Source organism: Rhizobium zaerense (assembly GCF_051810725.1).
Lineage (GTDB): Bacteria > Pseudomonadota > Alphaproteobacteria > Rhizobiales > Rhizobiaceae > Rhizobium > Rhizobium leguminosarum_I.
Genome location: NZ_CM132690.1, coordinates 1,068,763 through 1,093,306 on the forward strand (window position 1 = coordinate 1,068,763; position 24,544 = coordinate 1,093,306).

General features: G+C 61.1%; 22 protein-coding genes. 10 read left to right on the top strand and 12 right to left on the bottom strand.

The window, feature by feature from the left end; all coding sequences use genetic code 11:
- Positions 1-11 precede the first annotated feature (11 nt).
- Both nrdF and ACS4RR_RS05165 read left to right on the top strand, forming a co-directional pair.
- A complete protein-coding gene (gene nrdF / locus ACS4RR_RS05160; RefSeq protein ID WP_260297178.1) occupies positions 12-986 on the top strand; it encodes a class 1b ribonucleoside-diphosphate reductase subunit beta in 975 nt (324 codons plus the stop codon).
- Between the two features lie 104 nt (positions 987-1,090).
- Positions 1,091-2,323: an adenylate/guanylate cyclase domain-containing protein gene (locus ACS4RR_RS05165; RefSeq protein WP_456189796.1), complete on the top strand. Its 1,233-nt coding sequence runs from the start codon at positions 1,091-1,093 to the stop codon at positions 2,321-2,323.
- 17 nt (positions 2,324-2,340) lie between these two features.
- On the opposite strand, the gene queE is transcribed toward ACS4RR_RS05165, so the two are convergent.
- The 4 genes from queE to ACS4RR_RS05185 form a co-directional block, all read right to left on the bottom strand.
- Positions 2,341-3,069 carry a 7-carboxy-7-deazaguanine synthase QueE gene (gene queE / locus ACS4RR_RS05170; RefSeq protein WP_260297175.1) on the bottom strand — a complete coding sequence of 243 codons (729 nt, stop codon included), beginning with the start codon at positions 3,067-3,069 and terminating at the stop codon, positions 2,341-2,343.
- Positions 3,066-3,422, bottom strand: a complete 357-nt coding sequence (queD, locus tag ACS4RR_RS05175; RefSeq protein WP_260056795.1) for a 6-carboxytetrahydropterin synthase QueD — start codon at positions 3,420-3,422, stop codon at positions 3,066-3,068. The genes queE and queD overlap by 4 nt, the downstream gene beginning before the upstream one ends.
- A complete protein-coding gene (gene queC / locus ACS4RR_RS05180; protein WP_456189797.1) occupies positions 3,422-4,132 on the bottom strand; it encodes a 7-cyano-7-deazaguanine synthase QueC in 711 nt (236 codons plus the stop codon). The genes queD and queC overlap by 1 nt, the downstream gene beginning before the upstream one ends.
- Positions 4,133-4,309: 177 nt before the next feature.
- Positions 4,310-5,362 (bottom strand): LacI family DNA-binding transcriptional regulator, encoded by a 1,053-nt coding sequence (locus tag ACS4RR_RS05185; protein ID WP_260109483.1) that lies wholly within the window; start codon positions 5,360-5,362, stop codon positions 4,310-4,312.
- A gap of 307 nt (positions 5,363-5,669) precedes the next feature.
- Here ACS4RR_RS05185 and ACS4RR_RS05190 point away from each other — a divergent pair, with 307 nt between their 5' ends.
- The 4 genes from ACS4RR_RS05190 to ACS4RR_RS05205 all read left to right on the top strand — a co-directional run bounded on the left by ACS4RR_RS05190 (position 5,670) and on the right by ACS4RR_RS05205 (position 10,097).
- On the top strand, positions 5,670-6,929 hold the full coding sequence (locus ACS4RR_RS05190) for an ABC transporter substrate-binding protein (protein WP_260109482.1): 1,260 nt from the start codon (positions 5,670-5,672) through the stop codon (positions 6,927-6,929).
- Positions 6,930-7,056: 127 nt separating this feature from the next.
- Positions 7,057-8,010 carry a carbohydrate ABC transporter permease gene (locus ACS4RR_RS05195; RefSeq protein WP_260109481.1) on the top strand — a complete coding sequence of 318 codons (954 nt, stop codon included), beginning with the start codon at positions 7,057-7,059 and terminating at the stop codon, positions 8,008-8,010.
- A complete protein-coding gene (locus ACS4RR_RS05200) occupies positions 8,007-8,978 on the top strand; it encodes a carbohydrate ABC transporter permease (RefSeq protein WP_456189038.1) in 972 nt (323 codons plus the stop codon). The genes ACS4RR_RS05195 and ACS4RR_RS05200 overlap by 4 nt, the downstream gene beginning before the upstream one ends.
- Before the next feature lie 3 nt (positions 8,979-8,981).
- The gene (locus ACS4RR_RS05205; RefSeq protein WP_017963935.1) at positions 8,982-10,097 is read left to right on the top strand and encodes an ABC transporter ATP-binding protein; all 1,116 of its coding nucleotides are present in this window, start codon (positions 8,982-8,984) and stop codon (positions 10,095-10,097) included.
- Between the two features lie 108 nt (positions 10,098-10,205).
- Here ACS4RR_RS05205 and ACS4RR_RS05210 read toward each other — a convergent pair whose 3' ends face one another.
- The 4 genes from ACS4RR_RS05210 to ACS4RR_RS05225 form a co-directional block, all read right to left on the bottom strand.
- Positions 10,206-12,449 (bottom strand): glycoside hydrolase family 2 protein, encoded by a 2,244-nt coding sequence (locus ACS4RR_RS05210; protein ID WP_260109479.1) that lies wholly within the window; start codon positions 12,447-12,449, stop codon positions 10,206-10,208.
- 253 nt (positions 12,450-12,702) lie between these two features.
- Positions 12,703-13,614 (bottom strand): SMP-30/gluconolactonase/LRE family protein, encoded by a 912-nt coding sequence (locus tag ACS4RR_RS05215; protein ID WP_260109478.1) that lies wholly within the window; start codon positions 13,612-13,614, stop codon positions 12,703-12,705.
- Positions 13,615-13,709: 95 nt separating this feature from the next.
- Complete coding sequence (locus tag ACS4RR_RS05220; RefSeq protein ID WP_260109477.1) at positions 13,710-14,531, bottom strand: SDR family oxidoreductase; 822 nt, start codon at positions 14,529-14,531, stop codon at positions 13,710-13,712.
- Positions 14,532-14,764: 233 nt separating this feature from the next.
- Complete coding sequence (locus ACS4RR_RS05225) at positions 14,765-15,952, bottom strand: phytanoyl-CoA dioxygenase family protein (protein ID WP_456189798.1); 1,188 nt, start codon at positions 15,950-15,952, stop codon at positions 14,765-14,767.
- A 95-nt stretch (positions 15,953-16,047) separates the two neighbouring features.
- Between ACS4RR_RS05225 and ACS4RR_RS05230 the strand changes: the two genes are divergently transcribed.
- Both ACS4RR_RS05230 and ACS4RR_RS05235 read left to right on the top strand, forming a co-directional pair.
- Positions 16,048-17,073: a LacI family DNA-binding transcriptional regulator gene (locus ACS4RR_RS05230; RefSeq protein ID WP_260109475.1), complete on the top strand. Its 1,026-nt coding sequence runs from the start codon at positions 16,048-16,050 to the stop codon at positions 17,071-17,073.
- 65 nt (positions 17,074-17,138) lie between these two features.
- A complete protein-coding gene (locus ACS4RR_RS05235; protein WP_170259899.1) occupies positions 17,139-18,356 on the top strand; it encodes an adenylate/guanylate cyclase domain-containing protein in 1,218 nt (405 codons plus the stop codon).
- Positions 18,357-18,373: 17 nt separating this feature from the next.
- Here ACS4RR_RS05235 and ACS4RR_RS05240 read toward each other — a convergent pair whose 3' ends face one another.
- The 4 genes from ACS4RR_RS05240 to ACS4RR_RS05255 form a co-directional block, all read right to left on the bottom strand.
- The gene (locus tag ACS4RR_RS05240) at positions 18,374-19,153 is read right to left on the bottom strand and encodes an SDR family oxidoreductase (RefSeq protein WP_260109474.1); all 780 of its coding nucleotides are present in this window, start codon (positions 19,151-19,153) and stop codon (positions 18,374-18,376) included.
- 81 nt (positions 19,154-19,234) lie between these two features.
- Positions 19,235-19,630, bottom strand: a complete 396-nt coding sequence (locus ACS4RR_RS05245) for a DoxX family protein (protein WP_260109473.1) — start codon at positions 19,628-19,630, stop codon at positions 19,235-19,237.
- 153 nt (positions 19,631-19,783) lie between these two features.
- Positions 19,784-20,932 carry a galactonate dehydratase gene (gene dgoD, locus ACS4RR_RS05250; protein ID WP_260109472.1) on the bottom strand — a complete coding sequence of 383 codons (1,149 nt, stop codon included), beginning with the start codon at positions 20,930-20,932 and terminating at the stop codon, positions 19,784-19,786.
- Between the two features lie 66 nt (positions 20,933-20,998).
- Complete coding sequence (locus tag ACS4RR_RS05255) at positions 20,999-21,754, bottom strand: FadR/GntR family transcriptional regulator (protein WP_446949385.1); 756 nt, start codon at positions 21,752-21,754, stop codon at positions 20,999-21,001.
- Between the two features lie 213 nt (positions 21,755-21,967).
- Here ACS4RR_RS05255 and ACS4RR_RS05260 point away from each other — a divergent pair, with 213 nt between their 5' ends.
- A complete protein-coding gene (locus ACS4RR_RS05260; protein WP_456189799.1) occupies positions 21,968-22,951 on the top strand; it encodes an arabinose ABC transporter substrate-binding protein in 984 nt (327 codons plus the stop codon).
- A gap of 70 nt (positions 22,952-23,021) precedes the next feature.
- On the top strand, positions 23,022-24,527 hold the full coding sequence (gene araG / locus ACS4RR_RS05265) for an L-arabinose ABC transporter ATP-binding protein AraG (protein WP_456190126.1): 1,506 nt from the start codon (positions 23,022-23,024) through the stop codon (positions 24,525-24,527).
- Positions 24,528-24,544: the final 17 nt, after the last annotated feature.

A 24,544-nucleotide genomic window follows, 5' to 3' on the forward strand; every position in this document is an offset into this window, starting at 1 on the left:
GGGACGACCTAATGAACATGCAAATCAAACCCGCCTCCCGCGTGCGCGCCATCAATTGGAACCGCATCGAGGACGACAAGGATCTCGAAGTCTGGAACCGGCTCACCGGCAATTTCTGGCTGCCGGAAAAGGTGCCGCTTTCCAACGACATTCCCTCCTGGGCAACGCTGACGCCGGCCGAGCAGCAGCTGACCATCCGCGTCTTCACCGGGTTGACGCTGCTCGACACGATCCAGAACGGCGTCGGCTCCATCCGGCTGATGGAGGATGCGGTCACCCCGCACGAGGAGGCGGTACTTTCCAACGTCTCCTTCATGGAAGCGGTGCATGCGCGCTCCTATTCCTCGATTTTCTCGACGCTGTGCTCGACGCCTGATGTCGATGATGCCTATCGCTGGTCGGAGGAGAACGAATTCCTGCAGCGGAAATCGGCGCTGATCATGGAGCAGTATCGCTCCGGCGATCCGCTGAAGAAGAAGGTCGCGAGCGCCTTCCTCGAAAGCTTCCTGTTCTATTCCGGCTTCTACCTGCCGATGTACTGGTCGAGCCGCGCCAAGCTGACCAACACGGCCGACATGATCAGGCTGATCATCCGCGACGAGGCGGTGCACGGCTATTATATCGGCTACAAGTTCCAGCGCGGGCTGGAGCGGCTCGGCGACGAGCGGAAGCAGGAGATCAAGGATTTCGCCTTCGAGCTGCTGCTGGAACTCTATGACAACGAGGCGAAATATACCGAGGCGCTCTATGACGGCGTCGGGCTGACTGAGGACGTCAAGAAATTCCTGCACTACAATGCCAACAAGGCGCTGATGAACCTTGGCTATGAGGCGCTGTTCCCGGCTGAGGCTTGCAAGGTCAATCCGGCGATCCTGTCGGCGCTTTCGCCGAATGCCGACGAGAACCACGACTTCTTCTCCGGCTCCGGTTCCTCCTATGTCATCGGCAAGGCGGTCGCGACGGAGGACGAAGACTGGGATTTCTGAGGCTCGATCGCCGTCTGCCTCTTATCATTTGCTCTCTGATCGCCCACATTCAGCGGAAACTAAATTCGGTCTTCGCCGATGATGCGGCATAGCGGGAGTTTTTGATGTCGTCTATTTTGAACAAGGTCGGGACTGCTGTCGAAGCGGAAGAGGGCGTCTGGCCGATCCGCAGAAGACGGATTCTCGACTGGCTGGTGAACGAGACGCGCGGCGAGCGGTTCATCGACAATATCCTGGTGGAGATGTGCGAGAAGCTTTTGGCCTCAGGAGTGCCGTTGGCGCGGGCGACATTGCATTTCAGGACGAACCATCCGCAATGGATCGGCGCCCGCATCCTCTGGAAGGAGGGCCTGGCCGAGGCGAAGATCAACACTTTCGCCTATGGTGTCGAAAATACGCCGGAGTTCCTGAACAGTCCCGTCAACGCGATCCATCAGGGTGCGGAGGAGGTGCGCAGACAACTGGAAGGCACAGCCAGCGGCGACGAGGATTCATTCTATCAGGAACTGCGCGATGACGGCCTCACAGAGTATATCGCCTGGCCCCTCGAGCATACTTTCGGCAAACGGCATGTCGCGACATTTTCCACCAGTCGCCCGGGAGGTTTTACCGGCGAGCATGTCGATTTCCTGCGCGATCTGCTGCCGGCATTAACCCTCGTCAGCGAAATCCGGCTGAAGAACATCATGGCACGCACGCTGCTGCAGACCTATGTCGGACCGCATGCGAGCGAACAGATCCTGTCGGGCGTCACGACGCGCGGCAGCGGCGCGACCGTCGGTGCCGCCATCATGATCTGCGACCTGCGCGACTTTACGGCGATCTCCGATCTCTGGCCGCGTGACGATGTCATCCATCTGCTCAACGACTATTTCGACGCCATGTCGGACCCGATCGAGCGGTATGGAGGAGAAATCCTGAAGTTCATGGGCGACGGATTGCTGGCGATCTTCCCATTGAGCAAGAACACGGCCTGTCATGATCTGCTGCAGGCGATCCGCGAAGGGCAGGCTTTAATGGCGCAATTGAATGAGCAGTATGCGGGCAACGGACGCGAACCGCTGCGCTATGGCGTCGGCGTGCATGTCGGCGACGTTATGTACGGCAATATCGGCTCGCGCCGGCGGCTGGATTTCACCGTGATCGGCCCTGCGGTCAATGTCGCCTCTCGGCTGGAAACCTTGACCAAGGAGGTCAAGCGTCCAGTACTCTTATCGCGGGCCTTCGTCGAAATGGCGGACTGCGCGAAGGACATGGATAGCCTCGGCACTTTCCCGCTGCGCGGGCTTGGAGAGCCCGTCGATGTTTTCGCCTTTCCGGAGCGTGTTGCCGCATAGTTTCAGTGCAGGCAGGCTCATACGCCTCGCTTGTTTCCCCAGAGCAGCACGTGCAATTGGGGCAGTACGCGTACCGCAAACCATTGGTCGGCCGTCACCTTATCGACAAGCCAGTGCATCCGATCCATCACGCCGTCGATATCAACGCGCGCGTCATCGTCATCGGGCGGCGGCGGCGTATGATTGCCGGGCTGAAGGAACAAGGGAATTTGGGGATAGCGCTGCCCCGCCTGTTGGGCGAATTCGTAGTCGGTTTCATCGAAGACAACGATCTTCAATGCGACCTCCGGTCCGCCGGCGGCCAGTTGAAGACAATGATCCACCTGGTTCCAATCCGTCAGCATTCCGCTTGATGGCGGTTTGGGGCTGATGACCAGGGTGTCGAGATCGCGAAACCAGCCCTGGGCTACGCTTCCCTGTGTTTCCAGGGCGAAGCGATATCCTTGCGAATGGCCAAGCTCGATCAGCGGCTTTAAGGGCTGAATCGCCGGATTGCCTCCGGAAAGGGAAACCGTCAGTGGCTTTCCCCCGGAGAGTTCGGTGACTTTATGCCAGATCGCCTCAGTGGACATGGGAATCCATTGATCCCGGAATGCGCTGTCGACCGCGTGAAGACTGTCGCACCAGGAACACCGATAGTCACAGCCGCCTGTCCTCACGAACACAGTCGGCAGCCCGATCAAAGCACCTTCACCCTGTATGGTCGGGCCAAAGATTTCGCTGACGCGAATGCTCCCCACGCTCACGGCCTGTACTCCGCCCAGGTTTTAGGGGTCTCGCTGACGCGAACGGACGATGTCTCCGGGAAGCGCTGTTTGCACCAGTCGTAAAAGTGCCTTGCCAGAAATTCGGAGGTAACTTTCGAATGGCCGAAGACATCGTTCAGGTGACGATGATCGAAAGTTTCGTCGATATAGCGTTTGAGCGGCGAGAGGTCGTGATAGTCACGGACGAAGCCATCATCATTCAGGTTTTCCGCAGCCAGTTCGACGACGACGACGTAGTTGTGACCGTGGAGCCGAGCACATTGATGGTCGACAGGCAGGTGATCCAATTGATGGGAGGCGGAGAGATGAAACTCCTTGGTGATGCGGTACATCAACGCACCTCCGTGGCCGAGTATCGCGACACGGCCGCTCTCCAAAAGTCCGGGTCTTCGTACTCCGTGGGATCGGGAACATTGGCAAGATGGAACGCTTCGCGGCGTTCCACGCAGGTTCCGCAGCGCCCACAGTGAAGTTCGCCGCCTTTGTAGCAGGACCAGGTTTCCGAAAACGGCGTGCCGTGTTTTTCGCCGTCAACAACGATCGCGGCTTTGGAAACATCGACGTAGGGGGCCAGCAGTTTCACGCTGGCATAACCGTCCAGCGCTTCGTTCTGCATGCGCTGGAAGGCATCGATGAAGCCAGGCCGGCAGTCCGGATAGATGAAGTGGTCGCCGCCATGCACGGCGACGGCAACGGCATCTGCTTTTTGCGCCGCAGCCAGACCGAATGCGATTGCCAGCATGATGGCATTGCGGTTCGGCACGACGGTGGCTTTCATGGTTTCCTCGGCGTAGTGGCCATCCGGAACCTCGACATTGTCTGTCAGGGCCGATCCGCTGAGATGGCCGCCGATGCCGGCGATGTCGACGATATGATGGGGAACGGAGAGGCGTAAGGCACATCTGGCGGCGAAGTCGAGTTCCTTGCGATGCCGTTGGCCGTAGTCGAAGGAGACGAGACCGATAAGTTGTTTTTCCGTCGCTACCTTATGAGCAAGCGAAACGGAGTCCAGTCCGCCGGAGCAGACGACGATGGTTTTCATATTTTGGATCCCTTGTTTTGACCGGGTGGGCTGCGACCGGATTAAGCGGTGCTTCTAGGACAAATCACGCGTCATGGAAACAGTTTTGAAGCGTGAGCGTCATTAAACGATGAGATGACATTGATTTCACGGCGGTTTTTGGCTTCGGGGTGCTAGCGCCTCCCATAGCCGAGTAGCCTAACCGATCGGAAAGTTGATCTGCGGCGGCAGCAGGAGCTGCAGATCCTCGGCGTCCGGATTGCTGATGCGCTGCAGCAGCATGCGTCCCAGATCCTCGCCGGCCGCCGTCAGGTCCTCGTGGATAGTGTCGACCTTCGGCTGCAGCTGGGTGAGAAGGCGGGACGTCTCCTTTGCGACGATATCGTAATCGACGGCGAGTATGCGGCCGGCATCGCTCACGCCGCTGATGACGGCGAGCGCCGAAACTTCGCCGGGACAGATGAAACCATCAGGAGCATCCGGGGCATCAGCGCGGCTGCGGATGAAGTCGCGCAGCACGTCTGCCGGTGTATCGAGATCGACTGCCTCGGGGATTTCATAGGCAATGCCTGCCTCCCGCACCGCCGTCATGAAGCCGTGCAGGATATGCTGGCAGAAGGTCAGCCGTTTTGGCGGCAGGATCAACATTACCTTTTTGCGGCCCTTGGCGATCAGCCGGCGCGCCGCCTCATAGGCAAAAGTGAAATTGTCGTAGTCGACATAGGGGTGCGGCGTCGAAAATTCGGTGCGGCCGTGGCAGACAAAGGGAAAGCCGGTTTCGAGCAGCAGGCGGACGCGGGCATCGAGCGGTTCGGTGCGCGTGAAGATCAGCCCGTCGGCGAGATGGTTGCGGATGATGTATTCGGCGGCCTCGATATCGGTCGTCGACAGGAAGTTCGGGGCGACGACAAGATGGTAGGAGGTTTCCTTCAGCGCCTTGGCGATGCCGTACATGATCGAGGTACTGAAACCGACCACTTCCTCGTGCGAATCGAGCAAGATGGCGATGACGTTGGTGCGGCCGGTCTTCAGACGCTGCGCGGCGCGGTCGGGGAGGTAGCCGATCTCGCGGGCGATGCGGTGCACCCGTTGACGGGTCTCGAGCGAAATCTGCGGCGCATCGGAAAGCGCCCGTGACACCGTCGTCACCGCAAGGCCGGCGATCGTGGCGATCGTTCGCAAGGTCGGCTTGCCGCGCTTATGCGTGATATCGAGATTTTCGCCGCGCTGCGGTCGGGACGGTTCGGTCACCCTTGGTTTTCCATGCTGGATTTGCCGACACAATAACACGACGATTTCAGCACGCAATCGACGAATGAAAACGTTTTAAATTTTAACGTTTTGTTAGTCACGAATATAATTCATAGCAAATTCAATAGAATGGCGAAATAACCATATTTTTCTCGACTGCCGAGAAAGGGCTTGACGGCCTATGACTTATAACGTTTTAAATTAGCAACCGCGCGGAGGAGTGCGGCCGTATGCTGACCGCTGCAAGAGCGGGAGGCGTCGGGCGGCTGGGAGGTCCCGCCGCCGATTTGCAAATGGGAGGAAATTCATGCGCAAGTTTTTGAGCTCGGCAGCTGTTGCTGTCGTGATGATGGCCGGCCTCAGTGCGGCCCACGCCGCCGACGTCAAGGAAGTACAGATGCTGCACTGGTGGACGTCGGGCGGCGAGGCAGCGGCACTGAACGTCTTGAAGCAGGATCTTTCGAAGGAAGGTTTTGCCTGGAAGGACGTGCCGGTTGCCGGCGGTGGCGGCGATGCGGCGATGACGGCGCTGAAGGCAATGGTGGCGGCCGGCACCTATCCGACAGCCTCGCAGATGCTCGGCTATACCGTGCTCGATTATGCCCAGGCCGGCGTTATGGGCGATCTGACCGAGACGGCGAAGAAGGAAGGCTGGGACAAGTCGGTTCCGGCAGCCCTGCAGAAGTTCTCGGTCTATGACGGCAAGTGGGTTGCCGCCCCGGTCAACGTCCACTCGGTCAACTGGCTGTGGATCAACAAGGCGGTGATGGACAAGATCGGCGGCACCCAGCCGAAGACCTTCGACGAGCTGATCGCGCTGCTCGACAAGGCCAAGGCCGCCGGCGTCATCCCGCTGGCGCTTGGCGGCCAGAATTGGCAGGAAGCGACGATGTTCGATTCCATCGTGCTGTCGACCGGCGGGCCGGAGTTCTACAAGAAGGCCTTCAACGACCTCGACGAGGAATCGCTGAAGTCCGACACGATGAAGAAGTCGTTCGATAACCTCGCCACGATCATCAAGTATGTCGACCCGAACTTCTCGGGCCGCGACTGGAACCTGGCGACCGCCATGGTCATCAAGGGCGATGCGCTGGTGCAGGTGATGGGCGACTGGGCCAAGGGCGAATTCGTCGCCGCCAAGAAGACGCCTGACACCGACTTCCTGTGCTACCGCTTCCCCGGCACCGACGGCAGCGTGGTCTACAACTCCGACATGTTCGGCATGTTCAACGTTCCCGATGACCGCAAGGCGGCCCAGGTGGCGCTGGCGAAGGCAACGCTGTCGAAGAGCTTCCAGTCGGCCTTCAACGTCGTCAAGGGTTCGGTGCCGGCTCGTACCGACGTTCCCGATACCGACTTCGACGCTTGCGGCAAGAAGGGCATCGCCGATCTGAAGGCAGCCAACGAGGGCGGCACGCTGTTCGGTTCGCTGGCGCAAGGCTACGGCGCCCCGCCGGCGATTGCCAATGCCTACAAGGATGTCGTCTCGAAGTTCGTCCACGGCCAGATCAAGACCTCCGACGAAGCCGTCAAGCAGCTCGTCCAGGCGATCGACGACGCCCGCTGAGACCACGTGTGATGACAAATGCTTCCCCGCATGCTCGCGGGGAAGCTTCAGGCTCCGCGCCGATCATGCGGGATGATCATGCAGGGCGGATTGCCCGGACGATTATGCAGGGAGGAGATGATATTCCATGAGCACCGTTGCGACCACCGATCCGGTTCTGACGCCGCGGCAATCGACGGCGATCTCGTTGCGGGGCCGGCTGCAGGATGCGCTGCCGAAGATCGTCTTGGCGCCGAGCTTCGTCATCACCATCATCTTCGTCTACGGCTTCATCGTCTGGACGGCCTATCTCTCCTTCACCAATTCCAAGACCTTTCCCTCCTATGCGCTGACCGGGCCACGCGCCTATCAGCGGCTGTGGCGCTGGACCTTCGAGAGCGATCCGCCGTCCTCCTGGTATACTTCGATCACCAACATGGCGATCTTCGGCTTCCTCTATATCGGCATCTGCCTGGCGCTCGGCCTGCTCCTCGCCATCCTGCTCGATCAGAAGATCCGCGGCGAGGGTCTGCTCCGGCCGATCTTCCTCTACCCGATGGCGCTGTCGTTCATCGTCACCGGCGTTGCCTGGAAATGGTTCCTCGATCCCGGCCTCGGGCTGGAACAGACGCTGCACCATTTTGGCTGGACCAGCTTCCACTTCGACTGGATCAAGAACAAGGACTTCGTCATCTACACCGTCGTCATTGCCGGCGTCTGGCAGGCGTCGGGCTTCGTCATGGCGATGTTCCTGGCGGGCCTGCGCGGCATCGACGGCGAGATCATGAAGGCCGCCCAGATCGACGGCGCCTCGCCATTCCAGCTCTATCGGCGCATCGTCATTCCGCTGCTGCGGCCGATCTTCCTCTCCGCCTTCATCGTGCTCGCCCATATGGCAATCAAGTCCTACGACCTGGTGGTGGCGTTGACCTCCGGCGGCCCCGGCGGCTCGGCCTGGCTGCCGTCCAACTTCATGTATGAATACACCTTCAAGCGCAACGAAATGGCCGTCGGCTCGGCCAGCGCCATCATCATGCTGATGACGATCTCGGCGATCATCGTTCCCTATCTCTATTCCGAACTGAAGGAGAAGGCCCGATGAGCAGCGTGACCTCTTCAACCCAGACCTTGGCCGCAGCTTTGCCGCAGGGTGGCGATAACAGGACCAACAACACCCGCTGGATCGGCCGCACCGTCATCTATGGCCTGCTGCTGATCTTTGCCGTCCTTTATCTGATGCCGCTCTTCGTCATGCTGACGACCTCGTTCAAGACCATGGACGAGATCCAGAACGGCAACATGCTGGCGCTGCCGCAAGCGCCGACCTTCGATCCCTGGATCAAGGCCTGGGGCGAGACCTGCGTCGGGCTGACCTGCGCCGGCATCAAGGGCTACTTCTGGAACTCGATCAAGATGGTGGTGCCGGCCGTCGCAATCTCCACCATCATGGGGGCGCTGAACGGTTATGTGCTGACCAAATGGCGCTTTCCCGGCCATACGCTGGTGTTCGGGCTGATGCTGTTTGCCTGCTTCATCCCGTTCCAGTCGGTGCTGCTGCCGATGGCAACGATCCTCGGCTCGCTCGGCCGCTTCGGCGCCACACTGCAGAATTCCACGGGTTTGAGCTTCGGCTTCGGCAATCCGACGGTCAATCTGGTCTTCGTGCATGTCGTCTATGGCTTGGGCTTCACGACGCTGTTCTTCCGCAATTTCTACGAGGCCTTTCCGACCGAGCTGGTCAGGGCCGCCCAGGTCGATGGCGCCAGCTTCTTCCAGATCTTCCGCCGCATCATGCTGCCGAACTCGCTGCCGATCATCGTCGTCACGGTGATCTACCAGTTCACCAATATCTGGAACGACTTCCTGTTTGCCTCGGCCTATGCCGGCACCGGTGAATCCATGCCGATGACGGTGGCGCTGAACAATGTCGTCAACACCTCGACGGGCGTCGTCGAATACAATGTCAACATGGCGGCGGCGATGATCGCCGCCGTGCCGACGCTCATCGTCTATATCCTCGCCGGCCGCTACTTCGTGCGCGGTCTGATGGCGGGCGCTGTCAAAGGGTAATCCATGGCCTTCCTCGAAATCTCCGGTCTCAAAAAGCGCTTCGGCGCCGTCGACATTCTCAAGGGGATCGACCTCGAACTGGAAAAGGGCGGCTTTCTCGTGCTGGTCGGCCCGTCCGGCTGCGGCAAGTCGACCCTGCTCAACACCATTGCCGGGCTGGAGACGATCACCTCTGGCGATATCAGGATCGACGGGCGCGACATCAGCGGTCTGCATCCTTCCAAGCGCGACATCGCCATGGTGTTCCAGTCCTATGCGCTCTATCCGAACATGACGGTGGCGGGCAACATCGCCTTCGGCATGGAGATCCGCGGCGTGCCGAAGGAGGAGCGCGCCAGGGCGATCGCCCAGGTCTCCGACATGCTGCAGATCGGCCATCTGCTCGACCGCAAGCCGAGCCAGCTGTCCGGCGGCCAGCGCCAGCGTGTCGCCATGGGAAGAGCGCTGGTGCGCAATCCGCAGGTCTTCCTGTTCGACGAGCCGCTCTCCAATCTCGACGCCAAGCTGCGCGTCGACATGCGCACCGAGATCAAGCGGCTGCATCAGCGCATGGGCACCACCTTCGTCTATGTCACCCATGACCAGATCGAGGCGATGACGCTGGCGACCAAGATCGCCGTATTGAAGGATGGCGTGCTGCAGCAGTTCGGCACGCCGGCCGAGATCTATAACAGCCCCTCCAACATCTTCGTCGCCGACTTCATGGGATCGCCGGCGATGAACCTCTTGACCGCCACCGTCGAAAACGGCGCCGGCGGCCTCGAAGTCTCGCTGGAGCGGCCGAATGCCGCCCCGCTCCGATTGCCGGTCATCTCAGGCAATCACGGCCTGACCGCCTATACCGGCAAACAGGTGATCTTCGGCATCCGCCCGGAGGCGCTGACCGATCCCGATGGCGCCGACCGCAAGGCGCGCGCGCTGACCGAGGGCGATTGCCTGATCGAGGTGGTCGAACCCGCCGGCTCCGACACCTTCGCCGTCACTAAGCTCGGCGGCAAATCCGTCGTCGCCCGCCTGCGCGCCGATACCGGCATCGCTCCCGGACAACAAACCCGCCTCGCCTTCAATCTCGACAAGGCCGTGTTCTTCGATCCAGCGAGCCAGGTCCGGATTGGGTGAGGGTCGTTAGAGCGCCGCGCGTCGGTAAGACGCGCTAAGGACGCTCTAACACTCTGAGTTTGCGCATAATCCTTTCCGAAAATCGACTTCGTTTTTCGGGGTTATGCGCTAGCCGGCCGTGACACCGAGTGTCACCGGCGCGAAACGCGTGGAGACCGCTTCGACGGTGATCTCGCCGGTAAACCCCGTCGCCTCCAGCCAGAAGCCGGCGGTGCCGCCCTGCAGCGGCACATTGGTCGGGCCGACGATCCTTGCCGGACCGTGAACCTTCAGCGAAATGCTGTCGTTCATGAAGGGCAGGCGCTGGCCGCGCTGGTCGAGGGCGCGGATGATGACCCGCGTGCTGTCGCGTTCGCGGGCCTTCAGCGTCGAGCTATCGGCAACCACTTCCAGGGTCGTCGGCAGCGGATCGGCCGCCAACGTCAGACTGGCCACCGGCTCGCCGCCGATATAGCCGGTGAAAGTGCCGTCGATCCATTCGAGACCCCAGGTGCCGAGTTCATCGGCGGTGAAGTGCCGATGGTCGAGCACGACGGGCGGATGCGGCAGATGCGGATAGTTCTCGCGGTCCGGACCGATGCGCTTGCTGAGCGAGCCATATTGCAGCTCCACCTCGTCGCAGTTGGTCAGGATGATCAGCGGCAGCACGCCGCCGATATTGCGTTCGCCGCGCGCCCAGAAGGTCACCGGCTGCATGACGATCTCCTCGGAAGGGTCGCACTGGCTGATATAGGCATAGGCTGCGAATTTCGGCTCGCGGAACATGTCCATGACGCCGTGATAGCAGATGCGGTCGCCGGAGCCGAAATCCTTGTGGGTGTTGTAATCGAACATGCACCAGCCGATGGCGCCGGAGATATCGGGATCGCCATAGGCGGCATTCAGCACTTCCAGGTGACGGCGCACATGCTCGGCCTGACGCTGCTCCTGGTCATAAATCTTGGTCGGGTGCATGTGGCCGTTGAACTCGGTGATGAGGTACGGCACCTTGTGCGACAGTCCGGTATTTTCCTGCTGGGCGCGCAGCGCGGTGCGCGGACGGTTGGCGCCCGGCAGCTCTTCATTGCCGAGGATGAAGTCGTTCATCGTGTAGACGTCTTCGAGCAGCTCGCTCTCGGTGAGATAACGCACGCCGCCGGTCTGGCGGGTGCTGTCGAGTTCACGGGCGAGGCGATTCGTCTCGGCGTAGAAATCGTGATTATCTTGCGACTCGTTGATGCGCACGCCCCAGATGATGATCGAGGGATGGTTCCAGTCGCGCTCGATCATGCGACGAACATTCTCGATCGATTCCTGCTGCCATTCGGCATCGCCGATATGCTGCCAGCCAGGGATCTCTTCGAAGACCAGCAGGCCGATCGCGTCGCATCGGTCGAGGAACCATTTCGACTGCGGATAATGCGAGGTGCGGACGATATTGCACTTCAGCACCGTCTTCATGATGTCGGCGTCACGCTCTTGGGCGGAGCGGCCGGCAGCATAACCGACATAGGGGAAGGCCTGGTGACGATTGAGGCCGCGCAGCTTCAGCGGCTTGCCGTTCAAGAGGAAACCTTCCGGCGTGAATTCGGCAGTGCGGAAGCCAAACCGTGTGGAAAGACGGTCGGAGCCGTGTTCGGTCCTGAGTTCGACGGTGACGTCATAGAGCGTGGGATCGGTGATGTCCCAGAGGGCAATGCCGGTGAGGCCGCCAAAGGAGAGCGTGGTGCGGCTGCCGATCGTTTCGGTTGCGGCAGTGGCGACCACCGTGCCGTCGGCCTGTTTCAGCGTGGCGGTGACGGTCGCCGAGAAGCTGCGGCCGTCGGGGTTGGCGATGTCGACGCGTATGGTCGCCGATTTCTCCGGGCGAAGAACGTCGGTGGTTTCGATCTTGAGATTGCGGATCGAGACCGGGTTGGTGACCTTCAGCCAGACATCGCGGTAGATGCCGGCATAGGTCAGATAATCGATGCGGCCGCCGAAAGGGGGAATGTCAGGGTTCTCGCTGCCGTCGATCTTGACGGTGACGAGGTTCTCGCCCTTGACGAGCTTGCCGGTGAGGCGGGCCTCGAAGGGCGTGTAGCCGTCCTTATGGGCAATGATTTCTTCGCCGTTCAGATAGACGACGCTGTCGGCCATGGCGGCGTCGAAGACGAGCGAGATCTCGCGGCCCTCGAATTCCGGCAGCCAGCGCAACACCTTCTGGTAGGTGAAGGCACGCTGGTAGCTGGTCTCGTCGAAATAGCTGAAGGGCAGTTCGACGGCGGAATGCGGCAGGCTGACCGACTTGGCGGCATCGAAAGCTTCGAGCAAACGCTGGCCGAAGCCCTCATGGAAACTCCAGCCTTCGTTGAAGGAAACGACGGAACGCATGTCAGGCTCTCCAGGTTGCTGCATCAAGGACGGTGCGGCGCCTTTCGGCGCATGAAAATTGGGTCATAATATTCCTCCTTGATGCAATGGATATGCGAGCTGTCAGAACCGGATGCGGTCAGAAAACCGCTCACAAGTTTCGGCATCAGGCTCTGAGGCGCGCACATCGAATCTCATTCGTGTGACGCGCTTTAGCTTTTTTTACGGAACTCGTCATCCCGGAACGGCGATCTTGAAGCCGGCGCCCTGATCCTCACGGATATTGTGCGCCGGTCGTTTTGATGTAAATCGAATAGACCGAGCGCGTCGCGGTGATGAAGAGCCGGTTTTTCTTGGGGCCGCCGAAGGTGAGGTTGGACACCGTCTGCGGCACCCTGATCTTGCCGAGCAGGGTGCCGTCCGGCGAAAAGCAGTGTACGCCGTCGGACGCGCTCGTCCAGAGATTGCCGCTGACATCGAAGCGGAAACCATCAGGGTTGCCGACGTCTAGGCTGCAGAAATAGCGGCTGTTGGCAAGCGCCCTGCCGTCTACGACGTCGAAGACGCGGATATGGCGCGGCACGTCATGTTTTGATGAGCCGGAGTCGGCAATATAAAGCTTCGTCTCATCGGGCGAGAAGGCAAGGCCGTTCGGTTGGATGAAATCGTCGACGACAGCGTCGATCGCGCCGCTTAAGGGGTCGATCCGGTAGACGTTGCGCGTCGGCTGCTCGGGCTCGGCCTTGTGGCCCTCGTAATCCGACAGGATGCCGTAGGTTGGATCGGTGAACCAGACCCCGCCGTCGGAGTGCACGACGACGTCGTTCGGCGAGTTCAGCCGTTTGCCTTGGTAGCTGTCGGCGAGAACGGTGATGGTGCCGTCCGTCTCGGTGCGGGTGACGCGGCGGCCGCCATGTTCGCAGGAGACCAGCCGTCCCTGCCGGTCGCGGGTGTTGCCGTTGACGTAATTGGAGGGCGAACGGAAGACGGAGACGGTCCCATCCGGTGTCCAGCGCATCATCCGTTCATTCGGGATATCGCTCCAGAGAAGGCAGTTCAGGTCGGCAAACCAGACCGGGCCTTCCGTCCAGCGGCAGCCGGAATAAAGCTCCTCGAGGCCGGCGCTGCCGATGACCATTGCACCGAAGCGTTCGTCGCGGATCTCATAAATCGGATTGTCGCCCATGCCAGTTTCCTCCCTGAATGCTGCCGTTCTTTTCCTATCGGCAAAAACCTGGAGGTGCCAGAGCCCGGCGATGGAAATGCCGGGCTCCGGTTTCGTCAGAGCACCGCGACCGGATGCGGCGAGCCGTCGTAAGCGCCCCAAATCGACTGGTCGAAACAGATGACCGAGCCGGTCATCAGGCCGGATTCGGAAGACGACAGGTAAGCGCAGGCGCGCGCCACCTCGTGCGGATCGACGAGGCGGCCGAAGGGCTGGCTTGCTGCCGCCTTCTCCAGCCAGTCGGCGGGGGCATCGTGATATTCGCGCTGGATCCGGTCCTCGCCCTCGGACGCCATCCAGCCGATGTTCAGACCGTTGACGCGAATGCGGTTGCGCAGGAGCGCGTAGGCGGTGTTCTTCGTCAGCGTTTCCAACGCGCCCTTGGAGGCGCAATAGGCGGCGATGAAGGGCTGGCCGGCTTTGGCCGACATCGAGCCGATATTGACAATCGTACCCTCGATGTTTTGGCGGCGCATGACCTTCACCGCCTCCTGCATCAGGAAAAACGGCGCGCGAACATTGACGGCGAAAATGGAGTCGAAGAGCTCCGGGCTGGTATCGAGGATGGTGCCGCGATCGGTGATGGCGGCGGCATTGACCAGCGCATCGACACGGCCGAAGGTCTCGTCACAGGCGCGCACGACATTCTGTGCATCCTCGATCTTGCCGAGGTCGGCTTTGACGTAGACGATTCTGGCGCCGGTCGCAGCCGAAATCTCCGCCGCCTTCGCCTTGCCCTTGGCTTCGTTGCGGCCGCAGATGACGATGCCTTCCGTGCCGCGTTCGGCGAAGAGGCGGGCAATGGTCGCGCCCAACCCTTGCGTGCCGCCGGTGACGATGGCGATCTTGCCGTCCAGGCGGCCGTGGTCTGTGCTCATGTGGTTCCTCCATTTGTAATGATTTGCGTGGCCTCCCGCCGGTTCGGGAGGCTGTTATGTCCGTGCGGATGCCCCCTCATCCGCCTGCCGGCACCTTTGGGTTGAGCCACCGGTCTCAACCCGTCCTTCGGCCCCCGCTGGGGAGAAGAGATTCGCGGCAACGTCTCGATTTCCCCTTCTCCCCTCGGGGAGAAGGTGCCCGTAGGGCGGATGAGGGGGCTCCAGCCTCCAAGTTAGCTCAACTTCTTGCCCGCCTGCTCGGCAAGTGCAGCCGTAAAGGCTTCATCGCTCCAGCCTTCCCGCAACGCCTCATGCATCAGTTGCGCCTGCGTTTTCGGCGCCAGTCCGCCGAGCGGCGGGTCGCGGTCGAGGTTGGTCGGGAAGGAGTAGCCTTCGGCGCAGGCGGCGACGGCGTTGGCGATTTCCTTGGGCGAGAGCCTGCCCTGCAAGGCCTTCAAAGCCGGAAACAGCCTGGCGCTCATCCTCTCGCGATTGACGGTTTCCATTGCCCGGCCGAAGGCGGAGGAGATCTGAAGGAGATTGGCGACACGTTTGATATCGGCCGAGCGATTGGTGCCGGCGGCATGGAAGAGGGCGGGATTGAAGACGACGACGTCGCCTTTTTCGAGCGGCAACTGGACATGGTTGGTCTCGAAATAATCCCGGAACTCCTGCCGCTTCAGCGCGAGATAGCCCGGTACATAGGTCTGACTGTGCGGCAGGAAGAGCGTCGGGCCGCTTTCGAGCGGCATGTCGCAATGGGCGACCGCACCCTGCAATGTCAGCACCGGCGAGAGCCGGTGCACATGCGCCGGGAATTGTTCGATCACCTTCGACGACTGAAAGCCGAGATGATAGTCGCGATGCGCCGACTGCGCCGAACCGCCCGGATTGACGCGGTTGACCTGCGCCGTCATCTGGTAGCTTGGGCCGAGCCAGGCTTCGCTGGCCAGAGCGATGATGGCATTGCCGTAATATTCGGCGAAATTTGCCGGATCGGCTAGGCAATGTTTTTCCAGCGAGTTCCAGATACGGTCGTTGGCGCCGGGTTTGGCAAAGTGATCGCCACCGCCGGTCGAGGTGCGGTGCTGTTCCTCGATGATCGCATCGAAGATCACGCTGGCTCGACCGATGATGCCGGTGTCTTCGTAAGCGCGCTTGAACACGACGACACCAGGACCCTCGCCGAAGGCGTCGCAGATTTCGGCTAGCACGGCGCGTCGGCCTTCTGGCGTTGCGGCCGCCATCATCACCTTGCGGCTGTCATAGATCAGCACGTTTTTTTCGACCGCAGATGCCGAGGGGTAATCGGCAAGTGCCGTCGTCTTTTCTGCAAGCGCGCGAAACTCATCGAGATCGCAGGCGTCTTCACTCAGCCAGACACGGTCGGCGCGCAGTTTCTGCTGGTTGTCGGTCTTCATGGCGGGCTCCTCCCTCGTTCCAATGGAGGCACTATACGCCGCGATGCCAGGTGATATAGATCAGAAATCCATCAAAAAACCATCAGGCCGGTCGCATGGCACACCTCTTTCTCGTCAAGGATATCGCCTTCCAAGCAGGGCTCAGCACCGCGACCGTCGACCGGGTGCTGAACGGCAGGCCGGGTGTGCGCCGGCAAACCGAGATGCGGGTGAAGGCGGCGATCGCGGAGCTGGAGAAGCAGCAGGCAGGTGCAATGGGCAGCGGCCGCATGCTGGCGATCGATATCGTCATGGAGACGCCGCGGCGTTTCAGCGATGCGGTGCGGGCCGCCTTCGAGGCGGAGATGGCGACCTTCCTGCCGGGTGTCTTCCGCTGCCGGTTCCATTTTGCCGAGGTGATGAAGCCGGCCGAACTGGTGCAGCTTCTCGATCGCATCCGGCTGCGCGGCACGCACGGCATCGTACTCAAGGCGCCTGACGTCGTCGAGGTGGCCGCCGCCGTCGCGCGGGCGGATGCGGCCGGCATTCCCGTCGTGACGCTGGTGACCGACCTGCCGAATTCGGCACGCATCGCCTATGCCGGCGCCGACAACCGGGCGGCGGGAGAGACCGCCGCCTATCTGATCGGCGAATTTCTCGGGAGTGATGGTGGCAAGGTGCTGGTGACGCTGTCGAGCGGGCGGTTCCGTGGCGAGGAGGAGCGCGAAATCGGCTTTCGCCGCGTCATCCGCGCCCGTTATCCCGACATCGGCATTACCGAAATCAGCGAGGGGCACGGCACCGATGCTGTGACGGGAACGCTTGCCGCGGCAGCGCTTGCGGCCGACCCCGACATCAGCGCCGTCTATTCGATCGGCGGCGGCAACCGGGCGGTGCTTGCGGCCTTCGACATGGCCAAACGCCCCATCCGCGTTTTCGTCGCTCATGATCTTGATGCGGATAATCGCGCCCTGCTTGCCGCGCGCCGGATCGGCTTCGTGCTGCATCATGATCTCAGAACCGATGCGCGTTCGGCCTTCCGGGCGATCATGAGCCGGGCGACTGCCTTGCCGCGCGCGGTTACGCCCTCGCTTTCATCAGTCGAAATCGTCACGCGCTACAATATGCCCGCGGCCGATTGAGCCAATTGACTTTCCTTCGATGCCGGATTCGGGCTACAGCTTTGACACGAGTGAAGGTGAGCGGCATGGATTACAGTGACGTCAGCACGATTGCAGCCTGGATCACGGAGCAGGGACTGAAAGGCGCCTCGGAAGCCGAGCTCATGACCGGTTTCTGCGCAGCTTGCCGGGATGCCGGCCTGCCGCTCGATCGCGGTCTGGCGCTGATGGATACGCTGCATCCGGTGCATGAGGGCCGCGCCTTCCGCTGGGACAGCGTCGAGGAAGTCCAGACCGAATTCGAATATGGTCCGACGATCTCGGGGGAGGCGGCGTCGAACTGGCAGCGTTCGGCCTTCTATCATCTTTGGTCTCGCAACGAGCGGGAGATACGCCGGCGTCTCGGCTTCGGTGATCCGATCGATTTCTCCATGCTCGATACGATCGCTGAAGCCGGTCACACGGATTTCGTGGCAATGATGCATCGTTTTTCCGAGGCCGGCACGATCGGCGAGATGGATTGCTTCTTCTCGCATTTCGCGACGAAACATCCGGAGGGCTTTTCCGATCACGACCTCGCCATCCTGCGCAAGCTGGTGCCGGTGCTGGGGCTGGCGATCAAATGTATCGCGCTCGGGCGTATCGCCCGCACCATCGCCGAGGTCTATCTCGGCGAGGACGCCGCGCGCCAGGTGATGGAAGGCAAGATCAGCCGCGGCAAATCGGAGCGGATTTCCGCGGCGCTCTGGTTTTCCGACCTGCTGAACTACACCAAGATCTCCGACAGCGTGCCGCCGGAGGAGATCATCCCGCTGCTTAACGACTATAGCGAGGCAGTGATCACGGCGATCCACGAGTCCGGCGGCAACGTGCTGAAGTTGATCGGCGACGGTGTGCTCGCCATCTTTAAGGGTGCGGTGCCGGCGGAGACATGTCGTGCGGCGCTGAGCGCCGAATCGTTGCTGCGGGAAAAGCTGACCACGCTGAATGCCGTGCGTGCGACCGACGGCCGGGCGACGACCGACGTCTATATCGGCCTGCATATCGGCGACGTCTTTTACGGCAATATCGGCAGCCAGGACCGGTTGGACTTCACCGTCATCGGACCTGCCGTCAACGAGGTCAGCCGCATCGCCTCGATCTGCCGCTCGGTCGATCTCAACGTCTTGATGTCCTCCGATTTCGCCGCAGCGATACCAGAGGAGGAACGCACATCACTCGCCTGCATCGGGCGCTATGTGTTGCGCGGCGTGCAGCGCGCGCAGGAACTATATACTCTCGACAGCGCCCGGCTGAACGGCTGAGTTCCTGACTGCAAGGGCTATCGCAACAAACCCTGGCCGCCGTCGATCCAGATCGGCGTACCGGTGATATGTCGGGCGCGTTCGGATGCGAGAAAGAGGATGGCTTCGGCAACATCCTCGCTCTTGCCTGCCTTGCCGCCGGCGATCGGAATATCGCCCTGCGGCCAGATGACCGGAACCTCCGTCTCCTCGCGATGGCGGCTGTCGGTATTGGCGCTGATATTGGTGTCGATCTCGCCCGGGCAGACGGCATTGACGCGAATGCCGTGCCGGCCGAGTTCGAGGGCGAGCTGCTGGGCCATGGCGACCTGGCCTGCCTTGGTTGCGGTGTAGGCGGTGGCGCCCGGCGTGGTGAAGGTTCGGGTGCCGTTGATCGAGGAGACGACGATGATCGAACCGCCGTGCCGCTTCAGATGCGGAACCGTCAGATGCAGGGTCAGGTAGGTGCCGCGCAGATTGACGGCGATGGTCTTGTCCCATTCTTCCGGCTTCAGATCGTCGATCGGCGCCCAGACGCCGTTGATCCCAGCATTGGCGACAACGATGTCGAGGCCGCCGAAGGTGTCGGTCAGTTGCGCGACGGCGCCCCGCATTTGAGCTTCGTCGCTGGTATCTGCCGTCAACGCTATTGACTGGCCACTGGCGGCCTCGATTTCGGCGCAGGTCTTTTCGACCTCGTCAGCGGTGCGGCTCAATGCTGCGACCCTCGCCCCCTCGGCGGCGAGCCGCAATGCGGCCGCTTTGCCGATGCCGGAACCAGCGCCTGTCACCAATGCGATCTTTCCCTTCAGCTCCATGGGTGGGCTCTCCTTGCCGTTTTGCCGACATGCCAACTGTTCAGCACGGCAGTTGGTTCCGGAGGAGGCGGGTCGTCGCGGTTATCTTAGAAGCGTTTGCTTCAACGCCCATCTCTCCGGCCCGTGGACGGCGGCAAAGAGCAGACCGGCGAGGAAGGTAAAGTGATCGATGAAAAAGCCGAATTCGGCCTGGTTCTGTTGCCAATGGGATGGGCCGTGGAAGGCGAAAGCGAGGAAGATCACATAGACGGCTGCGAGCAGGCTGGCCTCGGTGAAGAAGGCCCCTGTTATGAAAGCGAGCGCCAGCGCGATCTCGAAGAAGGCGGCGACCCAGGTAAGAAATGTCGCCATCGGAAAACCGGCGGCAGTGATATAGCCCGCTGTTGCGCCGATATCGGCGAACTTGAAGCCGGCGGCCATGAAGAAGACGAAGCTGAAGATGATGCGGGCGACGATGATTGCGATTGCTCTGGCCATCCTGAAATCTCCTCTTTGAGTTTCCACTATGACGGACGAGACCCCCGACATCCTACACGGTGAATGAAAAAGGGCCGCTTGCGCGACCCTATCACTTTGAATTGCGCACAATCCTTTCCGAAAATCGGTTCCGATTTTCGGGGTTATGCGCTCTCACCATTCGGCGAAGCTGCCGTCGGCATGCCGCCAGATCGGGTTGCGCCAGCGGTGGCCCTCCTTGGCGCGTTCGATGACATAGGCCTCGTCGACCTCGATGCCGAGCCCTGGACCCTGCGGGATCGAGACGAAACCATCGGCATACTGGAACACCTCCTTGTTGGAGATGTAGTCGAGGATGTCGTTGCCCTTGTTGTAATGGATGCCGAGGCTCTGTTCCTGGATGAAGGCATTGTAGCTGACGGCATCGACGTGCAGGCAGGCGGCAAGCGCGATCGGACCCAGCGGGCAATGCGGTGCCAGCGCCACGTCATAGGCTTCGGCCATGGCCGCGATCTTGCGGCATTCGGTGATGCCGCCGGCATGGGAGAGATCCGGCTGGATGATGTCGACATAGCCGTCCGAAAGGACCTGCTTGAAGTCCCAGCGCGAAAAGAGCCGTTCACCGAGCGCAATCGGCGTAGAGGTGTGGTTGACGATATCGCGCAGCGCTTCCTTGTTTTCGGAAAGCACCGGCTCTTCGATGAACATCAGCTTGTAGGGATCGAGCTCCTTGGCGAGAACCTTCGCCATCGGCTTGTGCACGCGACCGTGGAAATCGACGCCGATGCCAATATGTGGGCCGATCGCCTCGCGGATGATGGCGATGGTCTCGACCGCCTTTTCCACCTTCTCATTGGTGTCAACGATCTGCATTTCCTCGCAGCCATTGAGCTTGATCGCCTTGAAGCCGCGGGCAACCACTTCCTTGGCATTGTTGGCGACATCCGAGGGACGATCGCCGCCGATCCAGGAATAGACCTTGATGCGATCACGGAGCTGACCGCCGAGCAGAGAATGGATCGGCTGGCCGAGCGCTTTGCCCTTGATATCCCACAGCGCCTGGTCGATGCCCGAGATCGCGCTCATGTGGACGGCGCCGCCGCGATAGAAGCCGCCACGATACATCACGGTCCAGTGGTCTTCGATCAGGAAAGGATCCTTGCCGATCAGGTAGTCTTCCAGCTCATGGACGGCGGCCTGAACGGTGAGCGCACGGCCTTCGACGACCGGTTCGCCCCAGCCGACGATGCCTTCATCGGTCTCGACCTTCAAAAACAGCCAGCGCGGGGGAACGATATAGGTGGTGAGTTTGGTGATCTTCATCGCTGCTCTTTCAGTCTCTTCCCGGGTTTGCGATCGGCGGCGCGTCCGCAGATTTGTCGTGATAGTTCATTTCGTTCTGCCGATCGCTTTTTCGGCGGCGGCAAGATCGCGCACCGCAAGATCAAGCATGCGGTTGGCGCATTCGCGGGCGCCCGCCTTGTCGCGCATGCGCAGCGCCTCGACCAGCTGGCCGTGAACGAGCACTGCATCCTCGCGATTCTCGACACCGATATTGGAGGCATGCAGCGCATATTTCAGCGCCGCGTGAATGGCGCTCGACAGGCGGCGGAAGACCTGGTTGTGGCTGGCGGTGAGCAGCACCGTGTGGAACATGACGTCGGCATCGGTGAAGCTTTCCGGGTCGCGGGCGCTGTCGCGCATCTGCCGCCAGGCGTTGTCGAGATCGGCGATCTCCTGGGCGCTGGCGCGCTCGGCGGCATATTCGGCGGCTGCCGGCTCGATGGTGCGGCGGGCTTCGAGAATGCAGCCGAGCAGGTCGAAATCCTTGATATAGGGACCCATCCATTCAAGCACGTCGGCGTCGAGGATATTCCAGTCGTCCTTGTCGCAGACGGTGGTTCCGATGCGCGGCTTGCCACGGACGAGGCCTTTGGACTCCAGCACTTTCAGCGATTCGCGAATGACGGTGCGGCTGACGCCGTAAAGTTCGCGGAGATCGTTTTCGCGCGGCAGCGGCGAGCCCGCGGGATAGCGGTCCGCACAGATATCCTGAGCGATCGCCGCCGTGACGTTGCGGCGTACGCGTGGGCGGCGCTCGATGCGGCGGCTTTCGGCCCCGCTCTGTCGCTCGATTGTTTCCAACTCACCTCTCCGCTCTGTCTCGCGTGCTAGGCAACCGAACCTGATTATCCGAATTCGATCCGCTTTGCGACGCTTCCTCCCGACACCTCGTCAATAATCCTATTATTCCAATCATCATACATTGGCAATTGACTGGTATGATGATTTATCCTAATTCATTGGACGTTGCCTGGGAGGCAGCGGCTCGGTTTTTGAGAGTTTAGGGAGAGAGACATGCGCTTGTTCAAAGCAGCCATTCTGGCTGGCACTTTCGCCATTCTGGCAGCCGGCTCGGCATTTTCCGCGGACGTCAAGATAGGCTTCATCGTCAAGCAGCCGGAGGAGCCTTGGTTCCAGGACGAATGGAAATTCGCCGACCAGGCCGCCAAGGAAAAAGGCTTCACCGTCGTCAAGATCGGCGCCGAAGACGGCGAGAAGGTCCAGTCGGCGATCGATAATCTCGGCGCCCAGGGTGCGCAGGGCTTCATCATCTGCACGCCCGACGTCAAGCTCGGCCCCGGCATCGTCGCCAAGGCCGAAGCCAACCAGCTGAAGCTGATGACGGTGGACGACCGCCTCGTCAGCGCCGACGGCAAGCCGCTGGAAGACGTGCCGCATATGGGCATTTCAGCCACCAAGATCGGTGAGACCGTCGGCCAGGCGATCGTCGACGAAATCAAGAAGCGCGGCTGGGACATGAAGAGTGTCGGCGCCGTGCGGGTCTCCTACGACCAGTTGCCGACGGCCGTCGACCGCGTCGAAGGTGCGATCTCGGTGCTGAAGTCCGCCGGCTTCCCGGCCGAAAACATCTATGACGCGCCGCAGGCAAAGACGGATACGGAAGCGGCGCTCAACGCCGCGACCACCGTTCTCAACAAGCATGCCGACGTGAAATACTGGGTCGCCTTCGGCCTCAACGACGAAGCCGTCCTCGGCGCCGTCCGTGCTTCCGAATCGGTCGGCATTCCGGCGGCCAACGTCATCGGTGTCGGCATCGGCGGGGCGGAATCGGCGATCAACGAATTCAAGAAGCCGGCGGCGACGGGCTTCTTCGGCACCGTCATCATCTCGCCGAAGCGTCACGGCTATGAAACGGCGCTCAATATGTATGACTGGATCGCCAACGACAAGGAGCCGGAAAAGCTGACGCTGACCTCGGGTTCCCTGGCGCTGCGCGGCGATTTTGAAAAGGTCCGCAAGGATCTTGGCATCGAGTGATCGTCCTTCCAAGATGATATCGTCCGGCGGCCGCTCAGCGCGCCGCCGGGTCCTTCTCGGCGGAGCGATGATGGCTTTCCTCGAATTCAGCAATATCTCCAAGGGTTATCCCGGCGTGCAGGCGCTGGCGAATGTGTCCTTCACTGTCGAGAAGGGCGCCGTCCACGGCTTGATGGGTGAAAACGGCGCCGGTAAATCGACGCTGATCCGGGTACTGTCCGGCGATCAGGCCGCCGATGCCGGCAACATCCTCATCGACGGCGAGGAGCAGAAATATGCGTCCGTCCGTGACGCCTTCCATGCCGGGGTCATCGTCATCCATCAGGAACTGCAACTCGTTCCGGAGTTGACCGTCGCCGAAAATCTCTGGCTCGGACGCTTTCCGGCCAAGGGCGGCGTCATCCATTCGAAGACGCTGATCGAGACGGTGCGGTCGAAGCTCGAGGAGATCGGCATCGATGTCGATCCGTCGGCCAAGGTCGCCTCGCTTTCGATCGGCGCGCGGCAGATGGTCGAGATCGCCAAGGCCGTCATGCTCGATGCACGGGTGATTGCGCTCGACGAGCCGACCTCCTCGCTTTCCTCGCGTGAAAGCGAAATCCTGTTTTCGCTCATCGACAGGCTGAAGGCGAAGGGAACGGTCATTCTCTACGTCTCGCATCGTCTCGATGAGATCTTTCGTCTTTGCGACAGCCTGACGGTGCTGCGCGACGGCAAGCTTGCCGCCCACCATCCTGACATCGCCGAAACCACGCGTGAGCAGATCATCTCGGAAATGGTCGGACGCGAGATCAGCAATGTCTGGGGATGGCGCGAACGTCCGCTCGGCGGCATACGGCTGGAGGTCAAGGGCCTGTCGGGGCCGAGGCTGCGCCATCCGATCAGCTTTTCCGTCCGCCAAGGCGAGATCCTCGGTTTCTTCGGCCTGATCGGCGCTGGCCGCAGCGAGATGGCGCGGCTGCTTTACGGCGCCGATGCCAGGCATCAGGGCCAGGTGACGATCGACGGCGTTGCCGTTTCGCCGAACAATCCGAAAGCGGCGATCAATGCCGGCATGGTGCTTTGCCCTGAGGACCGCAAGTTCGACGGCATAGTCCAGGGCCGATCGATCGAAGAGAATATCGCGATCTCATCACGCCGGCATTTTTCGCCTTTCGGCATTCTGAGCCCGAGACAAGAGGCGGCGCTGGCGGACCGGTTCATCGCCAAGCTTCGGGTGCGCACGCCGTCGCGCAAGCAGGACATCATCAATCTCTCGGGCGGCAACCAGCAGAAGGTCATCCTCGGCCGCTGGCTGTCCGAGCAGGGGATCAAGGTCCTGGTCATCGACGAGCCGACGCGCGGCATCGATATCGGAGCGAAATCGGAAATCTACGAAATCCTCTACGAGCTTGCAGCCGGCGGCATGGCGATCGTGGTGATTTCAAGCGAGTTGCCCGAAGTCATGGGCATTTCCGATCGCATCATGGTGATGTGCCAGGGCAGGGTGGCAGCCAATGTTGCCCGTCCGGATTTCGACGAGCGCAGCATCCTGACGGCAGCACTGCCCGACAAGAATGCCGCAGGCACCCTTTAGGACCGGGAAAATACGGA